Below are 26,909 nucleotides of genomic sequence, written 5' to 3'. Positions count from 1 at the left end.
CCGCCCGGTGGGGCGGGCGGCCCCAAAGCGGTTAGCGCGCTTCCAGCTCTTCGTCGAGTAGCGCGAAGAGCTCGTCCGCGCTGGCCCCTTCTACCTCCTCGTCCGGGGCCAGGGACGCCAGTACCGCCTTCAGCCGAGTCACCACGCCGGAGACCTCGTCCGGTTCCAGGCCGCGCACGACGTCTTCGAGGGCGTCCAGCTGGATCTCGACCGCAGACGGGGCGCCGTCCGCTACGAGATGTTCTCCCAGGACCTGCACGGACGGGTAGTCGAAGATCAGCGTCGCGGGCAGGCGCATCCCGGTGAGGACGTCCAGGCGGTTGCGCAGTTCGATGGCGGTGAGCGAGTCGAAGCCGAGTTCGATGAAGCCCTTTCGGGGGTCGACTGCGTCTCGGCGTTCGTGGCCAAGGACTACGGCGGCGGTGCCGCAGACCAGGTCGACGGCGGCTCGTACTCGTTCGGCCCCGGACAGGCGCAGTACCTGGTTCCAGGAATCGTCGACGACCTCGACTCTGCGGCGGCCTCGGATCAGGCCGCGCAGCATGGCGGGGACGCTGTGGGCGTCGGCGCGCAGGCCGGACATGTCCAGTCGTACCGGCACCAGCGACGGTTGGCCGGCGGCGACGGTCGCGTCGAAGAGTTCCAGGCCGTCGGCGAAGGACAGGCCGAAGACTCCGGACCTGGCCATGCGGATCAGGTCGGTGTCGGCCAGATCGCCGGACATGCCGCCTTCCGACCACAGACCCCAGGCGAGCGACACGGCTGGCAGGCCGCTCGCTGCGCGGTGGTGTGCGAGGGCGTCCAGGAAGACGTTCGCCGCGGAGTAGTTCGCTTGGCCTGCAGCGCCCAGGGTTCCGCCTGCCGACGAGTACAGCACGAAGGCGGACAGGTCCAGGGACGCGGTCAGTTCGTGCAGGTGCCACGCGGCGTCGACCTTCGGGTGGAGGACGGCGTCCATCCGTTCCGGGGTCAGCGAGAGGAGCACGCCATCGTCGACGACGCCGGCCGTGTGGATGACCGCGGTCAGCGGGTGGTCGGCCGGTACGTCGGCGATGAGGTTCGCGACAGCGTCTCGGGAAGCCAGATCGCAGGCGACCAGTGAGACTGAGGCGCCCAGTTCGGTCAGGGAGGCGGCGAATTCGTCGGCTCCGGGGGCGGCGGGACCGCGGCGGCTCGTGATGAGCAGGTTGCGGACGCCGTGTTCGGCGACCAGGTGCCGGGCGATCAACTGGCCGAGCACGCCGGTGCCGCCGGTGACCAGGACGGTGCCGTCCGGGTCGAAGGCGACGGTGCCGGACGGCACGTACTTTGCCAGGCGGTGCACCAAAACCGCGCCGTCGCGGACTGCGACGCCGGGTTCGTCGGCGTACATCGCGCCGAGGACCGAGCCGATCGGAAGCGGGCCGTTGTCGAGGTCCACCACCATGAATCGGTCGGGGTACTCGAGTTGCGCGGTACGGATCACGCCCCACAGCGCCGAGTGGGTGAGGTCGGGCGCACCCTCGTCGGGGCGAGTGGCGATCGCGCCGGAGGCGACGACGACCAAGCGCGAAGCGGCCAGTACATCCTCGGTGACCCAGGATTGGGACAGGGAAAGGAGGTTGTGGACGGCCGCGCGAGCGCCTTCGGGAGTGGCGGTTTCCGGGGCGGCGAAGGGTACGTAGACGACGTCGGGGACCAACGCGCCGTTGTGGATTGCTTCCAGCAGGGCGTTGAGGTCCACATAGGACTCTCCGCCGAGGCCGAAATGGTCGTCGCCCAGGATTGCGGTGGTCACCGCGGTGACGTCGTCGCCTTGCCAGGGGATCCAGTCGACGCGGAAGAGCGAATCGTCCACGGCCGAACGCGCGGCGGTGGCGAATGCGTCGTCGGCGATGGGACGCAGTGCCAGTGAATCGACGCGCAGCACGGGTGCGCCGGACGCGTCTGTCGCGGTGAGCGAGACGGTGTTCTCGACGTCTGATGAGATCAGCACGCGCAGGGTTGCCGCGCCGCCGGCGTAAAGCGAGACGCCGGACCATGCGAAGGGCAGCACTGGCTTGTCCTCGGTGGGCCCGGCGAGGCCGATCGTGTGCAGAGCAGCGTCGAGCAGTGCGGGGTGCAGCCCGAAGGCGCTGCCGTCGGCGTGCTCGGGCAGTGCGACCTCGGCGGCCAGCACGTCGCCTGCTTGCCAGGCTCGACGCAGGCCGGCGAAAATCGGGCCGTAGTCGAAGCCCTGCGCGGCGAGCTCGTCGTACCGTGCGGTCACGTCGATCTCGGTGGCTCCGGCGGGCGGCCATTGCGTGGCCGTCGCGGACGGCGAACCGGCTGGGGAGAGCCGTCCGCTGCCGTGCTGGATCCATTCGTCGGCGTCCTCGGCCTGGGAGAAGATTCCCAGGGCTCGGGTGCCGTCGTCTTCCTCCGCGCCGACGGTCACCTGCAACCGGACCGCGCCTTGTTCGGGCAGGATCAACGGCGCGGCGAGGGTGAGTTCGTCGACTCGGCCACAGCCGACCTCGTCGCCCGCGCGGACGGCGAGTTCGACGAACGCCGTGCCGGGGAACAGTGCGTTGCCTTGGACGACGTGGTCGGCCAGCCAGGGTTGCGCGGCCAGCGAGAGCCGTCCGGTGAGGACGACGCCGCCGGAGTCCGCCGCGCCGACGACCGCGCCGAGCAGCGGGTGCCCGGCTTCCCGTTGTCCGACCTCGGCGACGCCGCGTGCCCGCGCGCCGGTCGGGTTGTCCAGCCAGTAACGCTTGCGCTGGAAGGCGTAGGTCGGCAGCTCGACGACGTGCGCGCCGGCGTAGAACGCGTCCCAGTCGACCGTCCCGCCGAGCGTGAACAGGGTCGCGACCGCGGCGGCAGCCGATTCCGCTTCAGCTCGGTCCTTGCGCAGGACAGGGACGAAGACGGCGTTGGCGAGCGCACTGGCCCCGCCGGGCCCTCCCGGCCCGCCCTCCCCACCCACCCCAGCACCATCAGCACAGCTCTGGCCCATCGCGGTCAGCACCGCGCTCGGGCCGACCTCGACGAACGTGTCCGCTCCGGCCTCGGCCAGCGCTCGGACGCCGTCGGCGAAGCGCACTGCCGAGCGGACCTGGCGCACCCAGTAGTCCGGCGTCGCCACCTTCGCCGAGAGTTCCACTGTGGACACGATGGGCACCGAGGGCTCGGAGTACGTCAGCGTGCGCGCCACCGCGGCGAACTCGTCCAGCATCGGGTCCATGAGCGGCGAGTGGAACGCGTGCGACACCCGCAACCGCGAAGTTCGATCAAATTTCCCAGCAACCGCAAGTACTTCTTCTTCTGTCCCCGACACTACCACCGACCGGGGGCCGTTTACCGCGGCGATTCCTACACCATCGGTGAGTAGCGGAAGGACCTCGTCCTCGGTAGCCTGCACCGCCGCCATCGCCCCGCCGGCCGGCAGTGCTTGCATCAGCCGAGCGCGGGCGACGACCAGTTTTCCGGCGTCCGCAAGGGAAAGCACCCCGGCGACATGGGCGGCGGCGATTTCCCCGACGGAGTGGCCCAGCAAGTAGGAAGGCTGGATGCCCCACGACTCCAGCAATCGGTACAGGGCGACTTCCACCGCGAACAGAGCGGGCTGCGTGTAGCCGGTCTGATCGAGCCGGTCAGCGTCGGCAAGCAGGGTATGCAAGGGAACATCGAGGTCCAGCGCAGCACCGACCTCGTCCAGAGCCGCGGCGAAGACCGGGTACGCAGCGGCCAGGTCGAGGCCCATGCCAGCCCGTTGAGCGCCTTGCCCGGTGAAAAGGAAGGCGATGCGGCGAGCGGAAGCCACCCCCTCGACTACCGCGGAAGAAGCTCGGCCTGCCGCATAATCGCCGAGAGCGCGCGCAGCCGCTTCCCGGTCAGCAGCAACTACGCCAGCCCGGTGCTCGCCGAGGGTTCGCGTAGCGGCAAGGGAAAGTCCGACGTCAGAGGCGGAACCCGAGGCAGTGAACCCGGCCAGTTGACCGGCCTGAGCTCGCAAAGCGCCCGGCGAAGAGGCCGAGAGCAGCCAGGTAACCGGGCCTTCGGCAGAGGAGGGTCCGGGGACCGGATCGCCTTGCTCGACAATCACATGCGCGTTCGTCCCGCTGATGCCGAACGACGACACCGCGGCCCGCCGGGGACGGTCAGCCGACGGCCAAGGCGTCGATTCGGTCAGCAAAGCGACGGTGCCATCCGCCCAGTCCACGTGCGGTGAAGGTTCGTCCGCGTGCAGCGTCGGCGGCAGCACGCCTCGCCGGAGTGCCTCGACCATCTTGATGACTCCGCCGACCCCGGCCGCGGCCTGCGTGTGCCCGACGTTCGACTTGAACGAACCGACGTACAACGGCCGCGAAGGAGTAGCGACCTTGCCGTAGGTGGAGATCAGAGCCTGCGCCTCGATCGGGTCCCCCAGTTTGGTACCGGTCCCGTGCGCCTCCACTGCGTCCACATCGGACAGTTCCAAGGAAGCGTCGGCCAGCGCGGCCCGGATCACCCGCTGCTGAGCCGGACCGTTCGGCACGGTGATCCCGCTCGAAGCGCCGTCCGAGTTCACCGCGCTGCCGCGCAGCACCGCGAGCACGTGGTGCCCGTTGCGCCGAGCGTCCGAAAGCCGTTCCAGCAAGAGCATTCCGGCACCCTCAGAACACCCGACGCCATCAGCACCGCTGCCGAAGGCCTTGCAACGGCCGTCCGAAGACAGGCCGTGCTGTTCGCTGAAGTACACGAACATGTCCGGCGTGACCATCACCGTCACCCCGCCCGCCAGCGCCAGCGAGCATTCCCCGCGCCGAAGTGCTTGTGCGGCAAGGTGCATCGCGACCAGCGAGGACGAACAGGCGGTGTCCACCGACACCGACGGGCCTTCGAGGCCGAGCGTGTACGAGACTCGCCCGGAGATCAGGCTGCCGTCGCTGCTGCCCGCGCCGTAGTCGTGGTACATGACGCCGGTGAACACCCCGGTCGCGCTGCCCCGAAGGGTCGACGGCACGATCCCGGCGCGTTCGACGGCCTCCCACGCGGTCTCGAGCAGCAACCGCTGCTGCGGGTCCAGCGTGACCGCCTCGCGCGGGCTGATGCCGAAGAACTCCGGCTCGAAATCGGCGGCGTCGTATAGGAAACCGCCTTCGTTCGAGTACGTCGTGCCAGGGCGGGTGGCGGTCGGGTCGTGCAGCGTGGCGGTGTCCCAGCCGCGGTCGGCCGGGAACTCGCCGATCGCGTCGACACCGCCGGCCACCAAGTCCCACAGCTGTGCGGGCGTGGCAACCCCGCCGGGGTACCGGCAGCCCATGCCGATGATCGCGATCGGCTCGGACTGCCGGGCGGCCAGCCGCTGGTTGTCCGCACGGAGCCGTTCGTTGTCCGTCATGGACTGCCGCAGCGCGGCGACGATCTGCTCGGTCGAAGGAGCGGACTTGTCGGTCACTGGGATTCACCCCGTTCGTCGGTGCCGCCCATCGCGGAGCGGACCAGGTCGGCCAGGTCCATCGAGGCGACCGCGGCCGCCGCGTCGTCGGTGCCGTTCAGTTCTTCCGCCGAAACCGCGGGCTCAGCGGGAGCGGGAGCCAGTTCCGCCAGCAGGTGCCGGGCCAGCGGCAACGGGCTCGGGTAGTCGAAGATCAGCGTCGCGGGCAGCCGCAGCCCGGTCGCGGCGCCGAGCCGGTTGCGCAGCTCCAGCGCGGCGAGCGAGTCGATGCCCAGGTCGGTGAAGCCCTTTTCGACCCCGACCGCGGACGCGTCGTCGTATCCGAGGACTGCCGCCGTGTGCTCGCACACCAGGTTCAGCGCCGCCGTGTCCCGCTCGTCCACCGGGAGCGTGGCGAGCCTGTCGGCGAACCCAGCTTCCGGCGCCGCCGTCGAGGCAACAGCTGCCCGTCGCGGCGCAGCGGTGACGAGACCCTTGAGCAGTGCCGACGCCCGGTCGGCGTCCTTGAGGTCGAGCTTCACCGGCACCAATGCCGCCGACGAAGCAGCCAGCGCGGCATCGAACAGCTCCAGCCCCTCCGCCGCGGACAGTTCCGCGACCCCGGACCGGGCGATGTGCGCCAGGTCCACCTCGCCGTCGGTGCCTTCCCACGGACCCCATGCGAGCGACGTCGCCGGGAGGCCGAGCGAAGCGCGGTGCTCGGCCAGCGCGTCCAGGAACACGTTGCCAGCCGCGTAGTTCGCCTGTCCCGCGGCGAGCAGCAGACCGCCCGCCGAGGAGTAGAGGACGAACGCCGCCAGGTCCCGCGCGACTGTCAGCTCGTGCAGGTTCCAGGCCGCGTCGACCTTGGGCCGCAACACGTTCTCGACCTGCTCCGGCGTCAAGGCGCTCAGCACCGCGCTGTCCATCTGCCCGGCCGCGTGCACCACGGCGGTCAGCCGCGGCAGCGTGTCGAGCAGCTTCGCCAGTGCGTCCCGGTCGGTGACGTCGCACGCGGCGACAGTCACCTTCGCGCCCTCGCCGGCCAGTTCGTCGACCAGTTCCCGCGCTCCCGCCGCGTCGAGACCGCGACGGCTGGTCAGGACCAGGTCACGGGCACCGCGAGCGACCAGGTGCCGGGCCAGCAGCCCGCCGAGCAGGCCCGCGCCGCCGGTGATCAGCACCGTGCCGTCCGGATCCCATTCGACCGTCTCGCCGACCTCGGTGACCCGGGTCAGCCGCGGCACGCGCACCTCGCCGTTCCGCACTCGCGCCTCCGGCTCGCCGGACGCGACGACCGCGGGCAGCGCCCGGGCCGACGCGGGCGAAGCGTCGAGGTCCACGACCTGGATCCGGCCCGGGTTCTCCGCTTGCGCGGCCCGCACCAGGCCCCAGACCGGTGCCTGTGCCAGCTCGTCGCGAGTGACCACGACCAGCTTGCCGTCCCCGGCCGAAAGCCAGTTCTGCAAGTGCCGCACCGTTTCCTGCACGACTTCGTGCACCTGAGAAGGCACCGAGCCAGAACCCGAACCGACCGGCAGCACCAGCACATCCGCGTCGACCGGCTCGGCCTTCAACGGCACGCCCAAACCGAGGTCGTCGGTGCCGAGCACTGCCCAGCCATCCAGCGAAGGCACCAGCCGGACGCCGGAAGCGGGCTGCCATTCGATCCGGTACAGCGAGTCCGGCACCTTGGTGCCGAGCTGGCCTTCCGAAACCGGCCGGGTGACCAGCGAGGCGATCTGCGCCACCGGAGCACCAGCACCGTCGGCCAGGTCGAGCGACGAACCGCTCTCGGTCTTCCGGACTCGCACTCGCAACGCGGTCGCGCCGCTGGCCTGCAACGAAACCGAGTTCCACGCGAACGGGATGGTCGTCTCGGTCAGCGCCTTCGGACCGCCCGGGATCAGGAAGTCGGTCGCGCCGAGCGCCGAGTCGAGCAGACCCGGGTGCAGGCCGAACTCGTTCGCCGCGGTGCCTTCCGGCAGCGCGACCTCGGCGTACACCTCGCCTTCGCGCAGCCAGATCGCCCGCAGGTTGCGGAACGTCGGCCCGTAGCCGAAGCCGAGGCCGGCCAGGTCGTCGTACAGCCCGGTCAGGTCAACCGATTCGGCGCCGGACGGCGGCCACTCGCCCAGCGAGAAGTCCGCGGCCGCGCCATTGGCCAGCGTGCCCGCGGCGTGCTGAACCCAGCCCGCCTCGGTCCGCGAGTGCACCGACAGCTCCCGGCGACCGCTGCCGTCCGGCGCGCTGATGACCACGCGCAGGTCGACCCCGTCGTCGGCCAGCAGCAACGGTGCCTGCTGCGTCAGCTCCTCCAGCAGGTTGCAGCCGACCTGGTCACCGGCGTGCACTGCCAGTTCGACGTACGCGGTGCCGGGCAGCATCGTCCGCCCCATCACCACGTGGTCAGCGAGCCACGGCTGCGTCGCGACCGACAGCCGTCCGGTCAGCACCGCGCCGCCGTCCGGAAGTTCCACCAGCGCACCCAGCAGCGGGTGTCCAGCGGACTGCGCGCCCAAAGTGCTGACGTCACCGGTCGGCTTAGTCGCGTCGAGCCAGTACTCCTTGTTCTGGAACGCGTACGTCGGCAAGTCCACAGTAGACGCGCCCTGACCGGCGAACAGCGCCTTCCAGTCGATCTTCGCACCTCGGGAGAACAGCGTCGCCAGAGCGGTGAACACGGTCGGCACCTCGGCCCGGCCGCGCCGCATCGCGGGCACCTGGACGACCCGGTCCGGCCGGTCGGCGACCGCGGTGTCGCATTCGCGCGCCATCCCGGTGAGCACCGCGTCCGGACCCAGCTCGACGAACCGGGTCACCCCGGCGGCGAGCAGCGACTCGACCCCGTCGGCGAACCGGACGGCCTCCCGCACGTGGCCCACCCAGTACTGCGGCGAGCACAGTTCGGCGGCGGTCGCGATCTTGCCGGTCACGTTCGACACCACCGGAATCGACGGTGCGGAATAGGTCAGTTTCTCCGCCACCACCGAGAACTCGGCCAGCATCGGCTCCATCAGGGACGAGTGGAACGCGTGCGACACGACCAGTTGCTTCGTCCGGCGACCGGCTTCCTTGAAGGCCGCCATCGCCGCCTGCACCGCATCTTCGGGCCCCGAGATGACCACCGACCGCGGCCCGTTCACCGCCGCGACGTCCACCCCGGCAGGAAGCGAGGCGCGCACCTCTTCTTCGGTGGCCGCGATCGCCGCCATCGTGCCTCCGGCCGGCAGCGCCTGCATGAGCCGGCCGCGAGCGGCGACCAGCGAGCAGGCGTCGGCCAGCGAGAACACTCCGGAGACGTGCGCCGCGGCGAGTTCGCCGATGGAGTGCCCGGCGACGTAATCCGGCGTGACTCCCCAGGACTCGACCAGCCGGTACAGCGCGACCTCGATCGCGAACAGCGCGCATTGCGTGTACGCGGTCTGGTTGAGCAGCGGCGAGTCTTCCCAGATGACCTGCTTGAGCGGGGTCTCCAGCTCGGCGTCGAAGAGTCCGCAGATCTCGTCGAACGCTCCGGCGAAGGCCGGGAACGCCTCGTACAGCCCGCGTCCCATGCCCGGCTGCTGCGCGCCCTGTCCGGTGAACAGGAACGCCGTCAGGTCGGCCGCGCTGACCGTGCCGCCCACGGTGCCCGCCGGGGTCCGGCCGTCGGCCAGTCCGTCGAGCGCCTTCAGCGCCGCTTCGCGGTCGGCCGCCAGGACCACCGCGCGGTGGTCGAGCGCGGCCCGCGCAGTGGCCAAGGTGTAGCCGACGTCGGTCAGGCTGACGTCCGGGTTGGCCCGCAGGTGCGCGGCCAGCCGAGCGGCCTGATCGGCGAGCGCCGGGGCGACCGAACCGGCCAGCGGCAACGGAATCGCCGGGAGTTCCGGTGCGGTGCGCCGGGTTTCGTTAGCCGGAGCGGGTGGTGCCTCCTCGATGATGATGTGTGCGTTGGTGCCGCTGATGCCGAACGACGAGACGCCGGCGCGACGCGGGTGTCCGTTTGGCAGCCACGGCCGCGGTTCGGTGAGCAGCTCGATGTTGCCGGTGGTCCAGTCGACCACCGGCGACGGCGCGTCGACGTGCATCGTCTTCGGCAACATGTTGTGCCGCAACGCCTGCACGACCTTCATCACGCCGGCCGCACCACCGGACGCCTGCGCGTGGCCGATGTTCGACTTCACCGAACCCAGATACAGCGGCCGGTCGCGGTCCTGGCCGTAGGTGGCCAGCAGTGCCTGCGCCTCGATCGGGTCGCCCAGCTTGGTACCCGAACCGTGCGCCTCGACAGCGTCCACATCGGACGGCTTCAGCCCGCCGGCGGCGAGGGCCGCGTGGATCACGCGTTCCTGCGACGGGCCGTTCGGGGCGGTGAGGCCGTTGGACGCACCGTCCTGGTTGACAGCGCTCGACCGGACCACCGCGAGCACCTCGTGCCCGTTGCGCTGCGCGTCGGACAGCCGCTCCAGCAGGAGCAGACCCGCGCCCTCGGCCCAGCCGACGCCGTCGGAAGCCGCGGAGAACGACTTCGACCGGCCGTTGGGCGAAAGCACGCCCTGGCGGCTGGAGTCGACGAACAGGTCCGACTGCGACAGCACCGTGACACCGCCGGCCAGCGCCAGCCCGCACTCCCCCGCCCGCAGCGCTTGCACCGCGAGGTGCAGCGTGACCAGCGAGGACGAGCACGCGGTGTCCACCGTCATGCTCGGCCCCTCAAGGCCCAGCAGGTACGAGATGCGGCCGGAGACGACCGCGCCGGAGCTGCCGTTCGGGATGTAGGCGGCGACGTCGGCCGGAGCGCCGGGAGCGCGGCTGCCGTAGTCGTCGTACATCGCGCCGGTGAAGACGCCGGTCAGGCTGCCGCGCAACGCCGTCGGGTCGATCCCGGCGCGCTCGATGGCCTCCCACGCGGTCTCCAGCAGGAGCCGCTGCTGCGGGTCCATCGCCATCGCCTCGCGCGGACCGATGCCGAAGAACGCCGGGTCGAACTCCGCCGCGTCGTGCAGGAAGCCGCCCTGGTTGGCATACGTCTTGCCGCGTTTGCCGCGTTCCGGGTCGTAGATGCCTTCGACGTCCCAGCCGCGGTTGGTCGGGAAGCCGGAGACCGCGTCGACCTCGTCGACCAGCAATTGCCACAGGTCCTCCGGCGACCGGACGCCGCCGGGGTAGCGACACGCCATGCCGACGATCGCGATCGGTTCCTGCATCGACGCGTTCGTCCGGGCCGTCGTCGCCGGGGTCTTCGCGACCGCGCCGAGCAGCTTGCCCTTCACGAAGTCCGCGACGGCCTTGGCGGTCGGGTGGTCGAAGATCAGCGTCGCGGGCAGTGTGAGGCCGGTCGCGGTGCCGAGGAGGTTGCGGAGTTCGACCGCGGCGAGCGAGTCGAAGCCCAGCTCCTTGAACGCCCTGGTTCCGTCCACTTCGGACTTGTCCGCGTAGCCGAGCACGGTGGCCACCTGCGTGCGGACGAGGTCGAGCAGCACCCGGTCCCGTTCGCTTTCGGCCAACGCGGCCAGTTCGTCGGCGAGCGCGTTGTCCGCCGCCTTGGCCGCCTTCGCCACGCGACGCGCCTTGGGCGGCACGAAACCACGCAGCAGCGCGGGCAGTTCGTCGGTGCGCGCCCGCAGTGCCGGAACGTCCACGCGAAGCGGCGCGATGACCGCGTCTTCGGTGGCCACGGCGGCGTCGAACAGGGCGAGCCCCTGCTCGGCGGTCACCGCGGGCAGGCCGAGGCGGGCCATCCGGGCGAGGTCGGCTTCGGCGAGGTCGCCGCCGAGTCCGGTGTTCTCCGCCCACAGACCCCAGGCCAGCGCGGTGGCCGGAAGCCCGGCCGCGCGCCGGTGTTCGGCGAGCCCGTCGAGGAACGCGTTGGCAGCCGCGTAGTTCGCCTGTCCGGCGGGCAGCACCTGGCCGCCTGCCGAGGAGAACATGACGAACGCGGACAGCTGCCGGTCAGCGGTCAGTTCGTGCAGGTGCCAGGCCGCGTCGACCTTCGGCCGGAGCACCGCGGCAAGCTGCTCCGCGGTGAGCGAATCGAAGACGCCGCTCTCGGCGGTGCCGGCGGCGTGCACGACCGCGCCGAGGTCTGGCAGGCCGTTGATCAACTGCTCGACCGCCGCGCGGTCCGCGACGTCGCAGGCCGCCACCTGGACGGTCGCGCCCAGGTCGGTCAGTTCTTCGGCCAGCTGCGCGGCACCCGGTGCGTCGAGACCGCGACGGCTGGTGAGCACCAGGCTCCGCACGCCGTGCTCGGCCACCAGGTAACGCGCGAGCAGGCTGCCGAGACCGCCGGTGCCACCGGTGATCAGGACTGTGCCGTCCCACGACGCGGCACCGGCCGATTCGGTGCGGGTGTAGCGCGGAGCGAGCACCGAACCGGCGCGAATCGCCGATTCCGGCTCGCCCGAGGCGACCACCGCAGTGATCGTTTCGACCTTCGTGTCCGCGTCCGCGTCGATCAGGAACACGCGTCCGGGGTGTTCAGCTTGCGCCGCCCGGGCGAGGCCCCACAGCAGACCCTGGGTGACGTCCACGGCGGACTCTCCCGCCGGGACCGCCGCCTGCGTGACGATGGCGAGTTTCGTGTCGGTCAGCCGTGATTCGGCCAGCCACGCCTGGATCTCGGCGAGCAGCCAGGTCGCGTTGGCCCGAGCCGCTTCCGGCACCGCGCCTTCCGCGACCGGCACCGAGAGCGTCACGAGACCGGGCACCGGCTCGCCGCGGTCCACCGCGCCGAGCAGATCCGCGAACCCGCTGTAGGTGGCGGCCACGCCGACTCGGCCGCGGCCGATCGCGACGACGTCGCCCGGCTCCGCGGCCGGGACCGGCACGGACTGCCAGCCGATCTTGAGCAGCGCACCGTCCGTGGTCTCCGCCTGCGCCGCCAGCTCGGTCCGCACTGGGCGCGAGACCAGCGACTCGACCGAAGCGACCGGGTTGCCTTCGCCGTCCGCGACCTCGATCGAGGACAGTTCGTCGCCGTCCAGCCGCACGATCCGCACCCGCAGCACCGAAGCGCCGACCGCGTGCAGAGTGACCCCGTTCCAGACGAACGGAAGCAGCGTCGACCCGCTCGGGTCGCCGAGGAGGTCGGCGTGCATCGCGGTGTCGAGCAGCGCCGGGTGCAGGCCGTAGGAACCCGCCGTGGACGCGGCCGGTTCCGGCAGCGCGACCTCGGCGAACACCTCGTTGCCCCGCCGCCACGCGGCCGTGAGCCCCTGGAACGCCGGGCCGTAGCCGTAGCCGCGCTCGTTGAGCAGTTCGTACGCGCCCTCGACCGGGATCGGGGTCGCGCCCGCCGGCGGCCATTCGGTGAGGCCAGCCGGTTCCGGCCGCGCGGTGGCGGACAGGGTGCCCAGCGCGTGCTGGGTCCAGTCGCCGTCCGATTCGGCCGGGCGCGAGAACACGGTGACCGGGCGGCGGTCGCCGTTCGCGGGGCCGACCACGACCTGCAACGCGACCGCGCCGTCCGGCGCCAGGATGAGCGGTGCTTGCAGCGTCAGCTCCTCCACCGTCGGGTGGCCCACCTGGTCGCCCGCGGCGACCGCCAGCTCCACAAACCCCGTGCCGGGCACCAGGATCGCGCCCTTCACCACATGGTCGGCGACCCACGGCACCGAAGCCGCGGACAACCGTCCAGTCAGGACAGTCGTGTCCGAACCGGACAGTGCCACGACCGCGCCCAGCATCGGGTGCGCCAGCGGTTGCTGACCGACCGAAGTGACGTCGCCGGAGGGAGTCGCGTCGAGCCAGTAGCGCTTGTGCTGGAAGGCATACGTCGGCAGGTCGAGCCGGACCGGACCGTCGCCAAGCAGCGGGCCGAGCTTCACCGCGCCGCGGATGTGCAGGCGACCGGCCGCGGTGAGCGCGGTCCGTACCTCGTCCTGATCCCGTCGTCCGAACGGGACGAACTCGGCTTCGACGCTCTGCTGACCGAGCGCGGACAGCACACTGTCCGGCCCGATCTCCAGGAACGTCTGGACACCGCTCTCCGCCAGGGTCGTGACCGCAGCGCCGAACCGGACGGTCTCGCGGACATGGGTGACCCAGTACTCCGGCGAACGCAGCTCGTCGTCGGTGGCGAGTTTCCCAGTAACCGTCGAAACAATCGGGATCTTCGGCGCGTCATAAGTCAGCCCGGCGGCGATCTCGCGGAACTCGTCGAGCATCGGCGTCATCAGCGGCGAGTGGAACGCGTGGCTCACGCGCAACCGTCGCGTTTGGACATCGCCAGCAGCCCGCTCGATCTCGGCGACCACGTCCGCGTCGCCGGAGACGACCACGGCGGCCGGACCGTTCACCGCTGCGATGCTGACCGCGTCCTCGTGGCCCCGCAGCAGTTCCCGGACCGCCTCTTCGGCGGCGGCGAACGAGACCATCGCGCCGCGCCGGTCGTTCAGCGCACCCATCAACCGGCCGCGCGCAGCGACCAGTTTTGCCGCGTCGTCCAGGGAGAGCACGCCCGCGACGTGGGCCGCGGCGAGCTCGCCGATCGAGTGCCCGGCGAGCGCGTCGGGCCGGAAGCCCCACGACTCGGCGAGCCGGAACAGCGCGACCTCGACCGCGAAAAGCCCGGTCTGGGTGTACTGCGTCTGGTCGAGCAAACCGCGGTCGGCGAGTTCGGTGGTGCCGAACACGACGTCCCGGAGCGGCACGTCGACCAGCGGGTCGATCGCCGCGCACACCGCGTCGAAGGCGGTCGCGAAGGCCGGGTACGCGTCGTACAGCTCGCGTCCCATCCCGACCCGCTGCGCGCCCTGGCCAGAGAACAGGAAGGCGAGCTTCCCGTCCACGACCTGACCGGTCGGCGCGTCGCCGCCAGCCAGCGCATCGAGTCCGTCGGCGAGTTCTCCCGCAGTCTCGGCGACCACCACCGCGCGGTGTTCGAGCGAGGCACGCGTCGCCGCCAGCGAACGCGCGATCTCTGCGACGGAAACGCCCTCAGCGAGCCAAGAACGCAGCCGCGCCGCCTGTCCGCGGACCGCAGCGGCGGACCGGCCGGACAGCGCGACCGGAACGATCGTCTGCGTCTCCGAAGGCCGCTCGACCGGGAGCGCCGGTGCCTGCTCCAGGATGACGTGCGCGTTCGTGCCGCTGATGCCGAACGATGACACCGCGGCGCGGCGCGGCCGGTCGACCTGCCACTCCCGCGCCTCGGTCAGCAGCCGGACCGCGCCGGTCTCCCAATCGACCACAGTGGACGGACGGTCGACGTGCAGCGTCTGCGGCAACTGGCCGTGCTGCATCGCCATGACCATCTTGATGATGCCCGCGACGCCCGCCGCGGCCTGCGTGTGGCCGATGTTGGACTTGATCGACCCAAGCCAGAGCGGCTGGTCCTCGGAACGGTCCTGACCGTAGGTGGCCAGCAGTGCCTGCGCCTCGATCGGGTCGCCCAGTGTGGTGCCGGTGCCGTGGCCCTCGACAGCGTCCACTTCGGACGGCCGCAGACCAGCGTCAGCCAGCGCCTTGGCGATCACTCGCTGCTGCGAGGGACCATTCGGCGCGGTAAGGCCGTTCGACGCGCCGTCGTGGTTCACCGCGGAACCGCGAAGGACCGCGAGCACCGGGTGCCCGTTGCGGCGTGCGTCGGACAGCCGCTCGACGAGCAGCATGCCCGCGCCCTCGCCCCAGCCGGTGCCGTCCGCCGCTTCGGCGAACGCTTTGCACCGGCCGTCGGCGGAAAGCCCGCGCTGACGACTGAAGTCGATGAAAGTGTCCGGAGTGGACATCACCGTGACACCGCCGGCCAGCGCCAGCGTGCATTCCCCGCGACGCAGCGCCTGCACCGCCCAGTGCAGTGCGACCAGCGAGGACGAGCACGCGGTGTCCACCGTGACGGTCGGGCCTTCCAGCCCCAGCGCGTACGACACGCGACCGGACACGACGCTGGCGAGGCTGCCGTTGCCGAGGTAGCCCGCGATGTCGTCGGAAACCGTGCCGAGGCGGGTGCCCCAGTCGTGGTACATCACACCGGCGAACACACCGGTCGCGCTGCCGCGCAGGCCGACCGGGTCGATTCCGGCGCGCTCGAAGGCTTCCCACGAGACCTCCAGCAGCAGCCGCTGCTGCGGGTCCATCGCCGCCGCCTCACGCGGGCTGATCTCGAAGAAGTCCGCGTCGAACTCGGCCGCGTCGTGCAGGAAGGCACCGTGCTTGACGTAGGAGCGGCCGGGCTTGCCGGGCTCCGGGTCATACAGCGAGTCGACGTTCCAGCCGCGGTCGACCGGGAAGCCGGACAGCGCTTCCTCGCCCTCCGAAACCAGCCGCCACAGGTCTTCCGGCGTCGCGACGCCACCCGGGTAGCGGCAAGCGATGCCGACGATCGCGATCGGCTCCTCCGGATCCACAGTGGTCACCGGAGCGACCGGACTCGTGGGTGCCAGCCCGGCCAGGCGCGACGCCAGGTACTCGGCGAGCGCGCGCGGCGTCGGATAGTCGAACACCAGTGTCGCGGGCAGCCGCATGCCGGTGACCGAGTCCAGGATGTTGCGCAGTTCCACCGCGGCCAGCGAGTCGAAACCGATCTCGCCGAACGGGCGGGCCGGGCTGATCGCGTCCGCGCTGTCGTGGCCGAGAACGGCCGCGACGTGCGTGCGCACCAGGTCGAGCAGCGCGCGGTCCCGGTCGGCCTCGGCGAGGTGCGCGAACCGCTCGGCGAACTGCTGCTCGGGCGTCACTTCCCCGCTGGCGACGGCGATCCGGCGACGACCGGCGGGCACGAGCCCGCGCAGCACGGCCGGAACGTCCTCGCCGCGGGACCGCAGCGCGGCGCGGTCGACGCGGGTCGGCACGACCGTCGGAACGCCGGTGCCGAGCGCCGCGTCGAGAGCAGCAAGGCTTTCCGACACGGTCAGCGGAGCGAGACCCAGCCGCGCGATGCGGTTTCGGTCCACTTCGGACAGTGTCGCGCCCATGCCGATCGCCTGACCGGCGTCGGGTGCCCACAGACCCCAGGCCAGCGACGTCGCGGGCAGGCCAGCGGCGTTCCGGTGCTCGGCCAGCGCGTCGAGGAACGTGTTGCCAGCGGCGTAGTTCGCCTGTCCGGCGCCGTCGGCGAGGCCGGCCGAGGAGGAGAACAGGACGAACGCCGACAGGTCCAGCTCCGCCGTCAGCTCGTGCAGCGCCCACGCCGCGTCGAGCTTCGGGGCCAGCACTGCGTCGAGTTGCTCGGCGGTCAGCGAGCCGATCATCGCGTTGTCGAGCACGCCTGCGGTGTGCACGACGGCCGACAGCGGATGCTCGGCCTTCTTGATCGCCGCCGACAGCGAACGCTTCTTGCTGGCGTCCGAGGCGACCACCTTCGCGGTCGCGCCCAGCTCCGCCAGCTCTTCGACCAGCTCAGCAGCGCCCGGCGCGTTAAGCCCGCGACGGCTGAGCAGCAGCAGGCTGCGGACACCGTGCTTCGTGACCAGGTGCTTCGCGACCTGGGCACCGAGACCGCCGGTGCCGCCGGTGATCAGCACGGTGCCGTCGGCGCGCCAGGTCGGCTCGCCAGCTTCCGCGGTCAACCGGACCATCCGACCGGCCGAAACCGTGTCTCCGTCGATGCGCAGCTCCGGCTCGCCCGAGCCGAGCGCGGTGGCCAGGGTCGCCGCGGCAGCCGCGCCCTCGACCAGGACCACGCGACCCGGGTGTTCAGCCTGCGCCGAACGCACCAAGCCGCGGACGGCGGAGTCAGCCAGCGAGCCGCGCGTCAGCACGACCAGCCGCGCACCGGCGTACCGGTCGCCTTCGAGCCACTGCTGCAGCACAGTCCGCACGCGGTGCGCGGTCTGCTTGGCCGCGGCGACGATGTTCTTGCCCGGCACGGAAACCGGCAGCAGCACGACCTCGGGCACGTCGACCAGCGACACCAGCGAGTCGACCACCGGAACGTCGAAACCGCTGATCGAGCCCAGCGAAGCCAGCGTCGGCAGCTCGGAGGAACCGGTGACCGGCGTCCATTCAACGGTGTACAGCAGGTCGCGCGCCTGAGTGCCGAGGTCGGCTTCGCGGACCGGCCGTGAGCGGAACGACTCGACGGACAGCACCGGCGTACCGGCCACGTCCGTCACGTCGATCGAGACGCCGCCAGTGGCCGGGGAGGTGATCCGCACCCGGACCTCGGTCGCACCGGAAGCGTGCAGCCGCACGCCGGTCCACGCGAACGGCAACCGGATCTCGTCTGGCTCGCGTGCCTCGCCCGGGGCGAAGTCGGTGGCGTGCAGGACCGCGTCGAGCAGCGCCGGGTGGACACCGAACGCCGCGTCGCGTCCGGTCGCGGGCAGCGCGACCTCGGCGAACACGACGTCGTCGCGCTTCCACGCGGTGCGCAGGCCCTGGAAGAGCGGGCCGTAGCCGTAGCCCTGCTCGGCCAGTTCGGTGTACAGCTCGCTCGTCGCGACCACTTCGGCGCCAGCAGGCGGCCATTCGCCCCGCGGCGCGGGCTCGACGACTGGGCCGGCGGCGAGGACACCGACGGCGTGCCGGGTCCAGGCCGCGTCGGCGTCGTGGTCGGGACGGGAGTGGAACTCGATCGTGCGGCGGCCGTCGACGTCCGGGCCGACCAGCGTTTGCAGCGCGACGCCACCGGTTTCCGGCAGCGCGAGCGGCGCTTGCAGCGTCAGCTCGTCAACCACGCCGTAGCCGACCTGCGCGGCGGCGTGCAGCGCCATCTCGACGAACGCGGTGCCCGGCAGGACCGGGGTGCCCGCGATCGCGTGGTCGGCCAGCCACGGGTGCGTGCGGAGTGCGACGCGACCGGTGAGGACCAGGCCGTCGTCACCGGCCAAGCCGATCTCGGCAGCCAGCAACGGGTGCCCGGAAGCCAGCTGGCCGAAGTCCGCCGCGTCGCTGTGGCCGGTCGGTGCGGTGAGCCAGTAGTGCTTGTGCTGGAAGGCATACGTCGGCAAGTCGACCACTTGAGCCGGGCCGAAGAACGCCGTCCAGTCGATCGCCGCGCCACGGGTGTGCAGGCGGCCGAGCGCGGACGCGAGGGTGGTGACCTCGGGCCGATCGCGGCGCTGCGCGGGAATGAACGCGATGGCGTCGCTCGTGCCGGCGGCCATCGCCGACAGCACAGCGTCCGGACCGACCTCGATCGCGGTCGTCACGCCGGCGTCGACCAGGGCCTGGACCCCGTCGGCGAACCGCACCGCACGGCGGACATGCCACAGCCAGTACCCCGGCGAGCAGAGTTCCTCGGCGGTCGCGATGCGGCCGGTCACGTTCGAGACGACCGGGGTGGCCGGGGCCGCGTAGTCGACCACCTCGAGGATCTCGCGGAACTCGGCCAGCATCGGCTCCATCAGCGGCGAGTGGAACGCGTGCGACACGCGCAGCTCGCTGATCTTGCGGCCCTGCATGCGGAACACCGACACGACGGCTTCCACCGCTTCGCGTTCGCCGGAAACGACCACCGACGTCGGACCGTTCACCGCGGCCAAGCTGACCTGATCGCCCAGCAGCGGCTGGACCTCGTCCTCGGTCGCCGCGACGGCGACCATCGCCCCTCCCTCGGGCAGCGCTTGCATGAGCCGTCCGCGCGCGGCGACGACCAGGCACGCGTCGGCGAGCGACCACACGCCCGCGATGTGCGCGGCGGCCAGTTCGCCGATCGAGTGGCCGAGCAGGATGTCCGGCCGCACGCCCCACGATTCGAGCAACCGCGCCAACGCGACCTCGACTGCGAACAGCGCGCACTGGGTGTACTGCGTTTCGTTCAGTTCCTCGGCGTTGTCGCCGAAGAGGACGTCGCGCAGCGGGGTCTCCATCTGCACGTCGAGGTGGTCGACGGCCTCGTCGAAGACCTCGGCGAACTTCGGGTACGCCAGGTACAGCTCTCGTCCCATCGCGAGGCGCTGCGAACCCTGTCCGGTGAACAGCATCGCGAGCTTGCCCGGGGTGCGTTCGCCGATGACGACGTTCGGATCCTGCTCCCCCGCCGCCAGCGCCTGCAGCCCGCGCACGGCGTCGGCGACGTTCTCCGCGACCACCACGGCGCGCTGATCGTGCGCGGCACGCGTGGTGGCGAGCGAGAAGCCGAGGTCAGTCAGATTGCCGCTTTCTACAGTGGACACCAGAGCGGCGGCCTGTGCCTTCAGCGCTTCCTCACTGCGCGCCGAGACAACGAGCGGCACGACCGGCAGCTCGTCACTGGTGATTTCCGCGGTCTCGACGACCGGAGCCTGCTCGATGATGACGTGCGCGTTGGTCCCGCTGACGCCGAACGACGAAACGCCAGCGCGGCGCGGACGCTCGATCGAGGGCCATTCCCGCTGTTCAGTCAGCAGCTCGACGGCACCCGCGGTCCAGTCGACATGCGGCGTCGGCTCGTCCACGTGCAGCGTCTTCGGCAGCACGCCGTGTCGCATCGCCTCGACCATCTTGATCACGCCCGCGACACCCGCCGCGGCCTGCGTGTGACCGATGTTCGACTTGATCGACCCCAGCAGCAGCGGCGTCTCGCGGTCCTGCCCGTAGGCGGACAGCAGCGCCTGCGCCTCGATCGGGTCGCCGAGCCGGGTGCCGGTGCCGTGCGCCTCGACCGCGTCCACATCGGACGCTTCCAAACCAGCGTCCGCCAGCGCGCGCTTGATCACGCGCTGCTGCGAAGGACCGTTCGGCGCGGTAAGGCCGTTCGACGCGCCATCGGAGTTGATCGCCGAGCCGCGGACCACGGCGAGCACCGTGTGTCCATTCGCGACTGCGTCGGAAAGCCGTTCCAGCACCAGGACACCGACACCCTCGGCGAAGCCAGTACCATCCGCAGCGGCGGCGAAAGCCTTGCACCGACCGTCTTCCGCGAGACCCCGCTGGCGGCTGAAGGCGGTGAACGTGCCCGGCGCGCCCATCACCGCGACGCCACCGGCCAGCGCGAGCTGAGTTTCGCCGCGCCGCAACGCCTGCACCGCCAAGTGCAGCGCGACCAACGAACCAGAGCAAGCGGTGTCAACAGTCAGCGTCGGCCCTTCCAAACCGAGCGCGTAAGCGACGCGACCGGAGACGACGCTGGGCGCGTTGCCGGTGAGCATGTAGCCGTCGAGGCCGTCGGGAGCTTCGTGCAAGCGCGGGCCGTACTCCTGTGCCTCGGCACCGATGAACACGCCCGCCGGGGTTCCGCGCAGCGCGGACGGGTCGATCTTAGCCCGCTCCAACGCTTCCCACGCGGTCTCCAGGACGAGCCGCTGCTGCGGGTCCATCGCGGACGCCTCGCGCGGCGCGATGCCGAAGAACCCTGCGTCGAATTCCCCGGCACCGGGCAGGAATCCGCCCGAGGTGACGTAGCTGCTGCCCGGCTTGTCGGGGTCCGGGTCGTACAGGCTGTCGAGGTCCCAGCCGCGGTCCTCCGGGAAGCCGGAGATGGTGTGCACCTCGTCGGCGACCAGCTGCCACAACGCTTCCGGCGACACCGCGCCGCCCGGGTAGCGGCAGCCGATGCCGACGATGGCGACCGGTTCGTCGTTCGCTCCGCCGCTGGCCAGCGTCGCGACGGACTCCTGCCCGCCGAACACCTCGGCGTGCAGGAAACGGGCGACCGCGGCCGGGGTCGGATAGTCGAAGGCCAGCGTCACCGGCAGCTCCAGCCCGGTCGCGTCGGTCAGCTGCGCGTGCAGCTCCACCGCCGCGAGCGAGTCGAAACCGTGGTCGGAGAACGCTTTCTCCGGGTCGAGGACGGCCGGAACCTCGGGCAGCGCGGCCTGCAGCGCCGCCCGCGTCGCGTCGTGGACCACGCCGGCGAGGAACCCCGCGCGGTCCGCCGGCGGCAGAAGCGTCAGCCGCTCCGCGAAGCCGGATTCCCGATTCTTCTCACTCTCACGCATTGCGCACTCCACCGCGGTAGCCAGGCAGCATTCATGGGTCGTCGGTCGGATCGTATGGCGGGCTCCTGCCGCGCCGGATCCCCAGAAAACGTCGTTAGGGGCGGGAAATCACCAGGCGATGCGCAGCAGCGAAGGGCCGCGCACGATCACCCCGTACTCCCATTTCACGCCCTCGCGGCCGTCGGAGAGCCGCAATTCCGGAAAGCGCTCCAGAATCGCTTTCAGCGCCTCCTGCAGTTCCAGCCGCGCCAGCTGCGCCCCGATGCAGTGGTGCGGGCCGTGCCCGAACGCGACGTGCGGGTTCGGACTGCGGGTCAGGTCGATGACGTCCGGATTCGCGAAGACCTCCGGATCGCGGTTCGCCGCGTGCAGCGCGGGCAGCACCGGATCGCCCGCCCGCACCACGACGTCGCCGATGCGGATATCCTCGCGGGCATACCGGGCGAACATCGCCGCGGTGTTGATCGGCACCCACCGCAGCAGTTCTTCCACCGCGGTCGGCAGGATCTCCGGCTGCGCCCGCAGCTGTGCGAGCAGTTCCGGCTGTGTCAGCAGGGTGAAGACGAAGCTCGGCAGCGCCGAGGACACCGTCTCCACGCCACCGGTGAGCAGCCCCGCACCGGCGATCGAAATGAGCTCGTTCTCGCTGAGCTTGTCACCGGCGTCGCGGGCGTAGACGAGCGCGCCGAGGAGGTCGTCGGTCGGGTCCTCGCGGCGTTGCGCGACCAGCTGCGCCACGTAGTTGTCCAGCTGATCGCCGTAGACGTCGAGCACGTCGCCCTTCGCCGTGGCGTCGCTGACCAGCGCCTGGGTCCACTCGCGGAAGATCGTGTGGTCTTCCTTCGGCACTCCGAGCAGGTTGCAGATCACCGTGACCGGCAGCGGCCGAGCGAGATCCTCGACAATGTCGCCGGGCGCGCCCTTCTCGATCATCGCGTCGATCAGCTCGTGCGTCAGGGTGCGGACGCTCTCGCGCATCGCCTCCAGCCGGCGCGCGGTGAACGCCTTCATCACCAGGCGGCGCAGGCGGGTGTGGTCCGGCGGGTCCATCCCCATGATGCCGTCGCCCATCTGCTGGCGGCGCATCCGCGGCTGGTCGAGCCCCTGTGCCAGCTCGCGGCTGAACCGCGGGTCGGCGGTCACCAGCTTGACGTCGGCGTACTTCGTCGCCAGCCAAGCCGGTTCGCCGAACGGCAACTGCACCCGGCTCATCGGCTCGTCGCGCTGCAACTGGTGGTAGATCTCGGAAACGGACGTCTCGTGCATGTCGAACGGATACGCCCGGACAGTCCGGCGAGTGCTCATCGCGGTTCCCCTCCGATCGCGGTCATCGGCTGCTCCAATGCCTGGGTGTCATGGGTGTGCTGGACGTAGGACAGCGCCGACATCAGCGTCGACGAGGTGATCCGGCCGCTCGGCGCGCGCTCGGCGATCCCGCGCAACGGCAGTGAACCGAGCTCGGACCAGCCGAGCCTGCCGTCCGCGTCGAGCGTGCTGCGCGCCTGGCCCGCGTTGTCCGGATGCAGGCAGTACGGCACGTCGAGCAGACCGCGTTTGAAGGCGACCACGAGCGCGCGGTCGAGATCGGCGTGGCTGTTGAGTACCGCGTCGACCAGGGCGTAGGCCTCGCGGTAGACCTGGTTGTCGTCGTCCACCATGGCCTTGATGCCTTTCGCCGAGGCAGCCGCGTGTTCGAGTGCGGTCACGTTCTCCGCGACGGTCGGGATGCGGTGCGCTTCGGCGGCGGTCTTCACTATGAGCCGCTCCGAACCGGTGCTCATCGCGAGCTCGGCAGCCTTGCCCAGCAACAACATCGCACCGTCCGGCGTGCGCGGGAAGAGACCCATGTACGCGTAGATCACGACATGCCAGGTCGCTTCCGGCAACAGCTCGGCGCACAACCGGCGCAGCGCGGCGACGGCTTCGCGGTCCTGGTGGAGGTTCGTCTGCTGCGCGTAGCTCACGGAGATGCTGCGCACGCCCTTGCGGTAGAAGAACAGCGCCTCCAGCACGCTGATCGCGACGAGTTCGCTCGGCGGGCACAGCTGTCCCAGCATGCAGCCGCCGAACGTCTCCAGATGCGGACGGCCGCCCGGGTGGTCCGCCTCGACCAGAAGATCGCAGCAATACGCCCAGTTCCGCACGGATTCGTCGAGCGGCGTGCGGCTGTAGGGCAGGCAGTAGGAAATCGGGCCGCCCTCGGTGGCGTGCAGACCAGCCGCGATCATCGCGCGGAAAATGTCCACCGGACGCGCCGACCCGTGCCGGACCTGCACCGGGAAGTCCGGGCCTTCGAGGCCGTCGAGCATCGCCCGGGTCACCTCGGGCGGATGATTGACGATCGGGTAGCCGTTGAGCGGAATTCCGTTGCGCAAAGCGTGTTCCGCAGACTCGGTGTCGCGGACGCGAGTGTAGCTGTCGAGCGTGAGCGTGCCGACGGTCGCGGCGTTCGCGTGCTTGGTCGCGACAAGACCGGCGCGCATCGCGGCCGGACTGTCGAAGCCCATGCGCGGTTGCACGACCAGTTCCCCGGCCGCGTGCCGCTGCGCGACGAACCGCTCGAAGCTCACGCTCCCTCCAACTGGCCGACCCCGCCGGGAAGCGTGGCCGCGAAGTGCCGGAAGGCGGCGGCGTTCTGCTCGTCGAAGACTCCGTCGAATCCGGCGAACAGCAGTTCCGCGGTCTGCTCGTCAGAAAGCGGACCGCCGGTGCCGAGCTTGCCGCCGATGACGATCGGCAGCCGTCGCAGCTCCGGCTGCGCGCGAAGCCGTTGCACGACTCGCAGTCCGTCCTGATAGCCGTGCCCGTTGACGCTGCTCAGCACCAGCATCGCCGGACGGCGGCTGACGCATTCGGACTCCAGCAGCTCGTCCGGTACGCACGCGCCGAGGTTCACGACGTCGAAACCGAGTTCTCCCACCAGAAGTTCGAGGTAGACAAGGTTCCAGGTGTGCGAGTCCGAAGCCATGCTGCTCACGATCACCGTGCGCGCACTGGGTTCTTCAATGATGCTGCTGCCGTAAGCGCGGACTTCCTCGCTCATGGCGACACCTCGTAAGCCCGCTGATAGTCCAAACGCGACACTGAGATGACCTCGTCGCCGCGGACCACGACCTCGGTCGGCGCGGGACGGCCGAGGAAGCTGATCAAGCTCGCGGTAACGCCGTACGCACCGACGTTCGGCACGGTCAGCAGGTCTCCAGCGGACAGCTCGGGCAGCTTCGCGGCCTTCGAGAGCGAGTCCCCGGGAGTACACAGTGGACCGACAAGCTGTCCCGGGTTGTCCCCGGCCTGGTCGACGCCGACCGCGGCGGGCAGCAGACGTCCGATGCCGGAAAGGCCGCCGACCACGTTGATCCCGGCGTCGAGGATGACGAACCGGTGGCCGCGGCTCTCCTTCACGTTCACGACGCCAGCCAGCAGCGTCCCGCAGGTCCCGGAGAGATACCGGCCGGATTCGCACGCCAGCTCGACCGCGCCGCTGCGCCATTCCGGCAGGTAGAGGTCGAGAAGCTGCTCCAAACCGTTGCGCAGCTTCGGGTAGTCGGTGCGCTCGCCGGGAACCGCGTACGGCGAGGAAAACCCGCCGCCGATGTCGAGCAACTCCAGCGGCAGCCCGACTTCCTGGCGCAGCTGCGCGGCCGACTGCAGCACGAACTCGTACTCGCCGAGCAGTGCGTCCTCGTCCTGCGCGTTGCTCATCGTGAAGAAGTGCGCGCCGACGATCTTGGCTCCAGTAACCGCCTTGAACAGCGGCATCAGCTCCGGCAAAGTCTCGGCGTCGACGCCGAACTGCGACGGGCGGCCCATCATCCGAATCCCGGTCGACGCACTGCCTTGCGTGGTGTTCACCCGCAGCAGGCAACGCGCGACGGTGTCCTGCCGTTCCGCCGCGGCACCGACATGCTGCAGGTCAGTCAGCGATTCCACGGAGAACAACCGGACGCCGGCGGCGATCGCCGTGTCCAGCTCCCCGTCGGTTTTGCCCGGGCCGGTGTAGAGGATGTCCTCCGGCGCGAACCCGGCGGTCAGCGCGTTGGCCAGCTCGCCGGTCGAACTGATCTCCGCGCGGCAACCGCCCTCGCGGAGCTCACGGGCGATCTCCGGATGCGGGTTGGCCTTCAGCGCGTAGTAGACCGCGAACCCCTCGGGCAGCAGCCCGAACAGCTGAGCACGCGACTGCGCGGTCACGTCAAGGTCGTACACGTAAGCCGGCGTGCCGAACCGTGCGGCCAGCTCGTCGTACTTGCTCATTTGCGGGCACCTTCCACCAGCAGGGCGAGTTCCTTCGTCGCGTTCTTGCCGTGCGCGGTGAGCGGGAACTCGTCCACGACGTGGCACAGCGCGGGCACCTTCTGCGGCTCGAGCCGCTGCGCCAGTTCCTTGAGCACCGTGGTCGGCGGCAGCTCGCTCTCCACGCAGATCGCCAGGTCACGCGTCTCGCTCGGCGGGATCGCGCCAGCCGCGCGCACGCCGGGAATGTCCATCGCGGCCGCCTCGATCTCCAAAGTGGACATCCGGATTCCCTTGCGCTTGAACATGTCGTCGCGGCGGCCCTCGAAGTAGAGGTAGCCGTCCTCGTCGAGCCGGCCGTAGTCGCCGGTGTGCAGGCGCAGTTCGCCGGTGGCCTCGTCGCGGCGGAACGCTCGTGCGGACAGCTCCGGGGCGCGCCAGTAGCCGGGCATCACGTGCGGACCGGCGGCCACGATCTCGCCTATTTCCCCAGCGGGCAACGGAGTTCCGTCGGCGGCGAGGATGTGCACGGTCGTGCCGGGCAGGGGAAGGCCCGACGAACCCGGACGCTCGGTGTCTTCCTCCGGCGGCATGACGGTGATCCGCTTGCACTCGGTCTGCCCGAACTGGCGGACGACGCGGACGCCGGGGAACGCGTCGCGAAGCTTCGCGATGGTCGAATCCGGCAGCGCCGCACCCGTGTTGGTGAACAGCCGCACCGGAGCCGCTTCGCCGCGGTCGCGCTCGGCGAGGGTGGCGATCATCGTCGCGAGCGAAGGCACGATCGGGACGACCGTCGCGCCGACCTCGCGCATCCGTTGCAGCAGCCGAAGATCGGACTCGGCGTCGGCCAGCACGATCTCGCTGCGGCCGAGCGTCGAGAGGAGAACCTTGTACAGGCCGTAGTCCCAGGACATCGGGAACCGGCAGAAAACGACGTCGTCCTGGCGGTAGCCGAGCACCGCCTGGATCGCGCCCGCGGCGAAGGTGACCTGCCGGTGCGGCCCGATGACACCCTTGGGCGCGGCCGTGCTGCCGGAGGTGTAAACGAGAACCGCGACGTCGTCCAGGTCCACGTCAGTGGGCTCGACGCGCGTCCCCTCGCGGTAAGCCGCTTCGACTTCCGTCCACAGTGGAGCGAACTCGGCGGGCTGCAGGATCAGCACCGGTTCGGCGTTCTCGACGACGGAATCGAAGTGGAACTGCTTCATCGCCGGGTTGATCGGCACGAACACCGCACCCCGGCGGGAAGTCCCGTGGAAGAGCGCGACCAGCGCCCGGTCAGTCGGCAACTGCACGACTACGCGATCGCCGCGCCCGACCCCGCGCCGCGCGAGGACCGCCTCCACCGCGTGACTCCAAGCGGCCAGCTCGGCATACGTCCACACCCCCGCCCGGTCGCGCACCGCGGCGGCGTCCGGCGCACTGGCCACCGCCGCGTCGAGCAGGGCATGGACGAGAGAACCGGATTCGTTCACGACTGCCACTCCCGAAAGGATTCGTAGAATCAC

Annotated in this window: 7 protein-coding genes; all 7 read right to left on the bottom strand. The window is 70.7% G+C overall.

Features of this window, described 5'->3' with window-relative positions:
- Positions 1-31: 31 nt before the first annotated feature.
- The 7 genes from H4281_RS13540 to H4281_RS13510 all read right to left on the bottom strand — a co-directional run bounded on the left by H4281_RS13540 (position 32) and on the right by H4281_RS13510 (position 26,885).
- Entirely contained in the window at positions 32-5,401 is a 5,370-nt protein-coding gene (locus tag H4281_RS13540) for a type I polyketide synthase (protein WP_182891229.1), read from the bottom strand.
- Positions 5,398-21,165: a type I polyketide synthase gene (locus H4281_RS13535; protein ID WP_220507161.1), complete on the bottom strand. Its 15,768-nt coding sequence runs from the start codon at positions 21,163-21,165 to the stop codon at positions 5,398-5,400. Before H4281_RS13535 ends, H4281_RS13540 begins: the two co-directional genes overlap by 4 nt.
- Positions 21,166-21,273: 108 nt before the next feature.
- Entirely contained in the window at positions 21,274-22,470 is a 1,197-nt protein-coding gene (locus H4281_RS13530; RefSeq protein ID WP_182891227.1) for a cytochrome P450, read from the bottom strand.
- The gene (locus tag H4281_RS13525; RefSeq protein WP_182891226.1) at positions 22,467-23,735 is read right to left on the bottom strand and encodes a methylaspartate mutase; all 1,269 of its coding nucleotides are present in this window, start codon (positions 23,733-23,735) and stop codon (positions 22,467-22,469) included. Before H4281_RS13525 ends, H4281_RS13530 begins: the two co-directional genes overlap by 4 nt.
- Entirely contained in the window at positions 23,732-24,208 is a 477-nt protein-coding gene (locus tag H4281_RS13520; RefSeq protein WP_182891225.1) for a cobalamin B12-binding domain-containing protein, read from the bottom strand. Before H4281_RS13520 ends, H4281_RS13525 begins: the two co-directional genes overlap by 4 nt.
- A complete protein-coding gene (locus H4281_RS13515) occupies positions 24,205-25,419 on the bottom strand; it encodes a type III PLP-dependent enzyme domain-containing protein (protein WP_182891224.1) in 1,215 nt (404 codons plus the stop codon). The genes H4281_RS13520 and H4281_RS13515 overlap by 4 nt, the downstream gene beginning before the upstream one ends.
- Complete coding sequence (locus H4281_RS13510) at positions 25,416-26,885, bottom strand: AMP-binding protein (protein ID WP_237596950.1); 1,470 nt, start codon at positions 26,883-26,885, stop codon at positions 25,416-25,418. The genes H4281_RS13515 and H4281_RS13510 overlap by 4 nt, the downstream gene beginning before the upstream one ends.
- Between the last annotated feature and the right edge of the window lie 24 nt (positions 26,886-26,909).

The organism is Amycolatopsis dendrobii (assembly GCF_014145675.1).
GTDB classification, from domain to species: domain Bacteria; phylum Actinomycetota; class Actinomycetes; order Mycobacteriales; family Pseudonocardiaceae; genus Amycolatopsis; species Amycolatopsis dendrobii.
Note: the sequence above shows the minus strand (reverse complement) of the source record. Positions and strands in the feature narration are given on the sequence as shown.

What these genes read in the sequence shown, in the direction of transcription:
- H4281_RS13535 (WP_220507161.1), bottom strand. Translation starts at nt 21,165, where the DNA reads ATGCGTGAGAGTGAGAAGAATCGGGAATCCGGCTTCGCGGAGCGGCTG.
- H4281_RS13530 (WP_182891227.1), bottom strand. Translation starts at nt 22,470, where the DNA reads ATGAGCACTCGCCGGACTGTCCGGGCGTATCCGTTCGACATGCACGAG.
- H4281_RS13515 (WP_182891224.1), bottom strand. Translation starts at nt 25,419, where the DNA reads ATGAGCAAGTACGACGAGCTGGCCGCACGGTTCGGCACGCCGGCTTAC.
- H4281_RS13520 (WP_182891225.1), bottom strand. Translation starts at nt 24,208, where the DNA reads ATGAGCGAGGAAGTCCGCGCTTACGGCAGCAGCATCATTGAAGAACCC.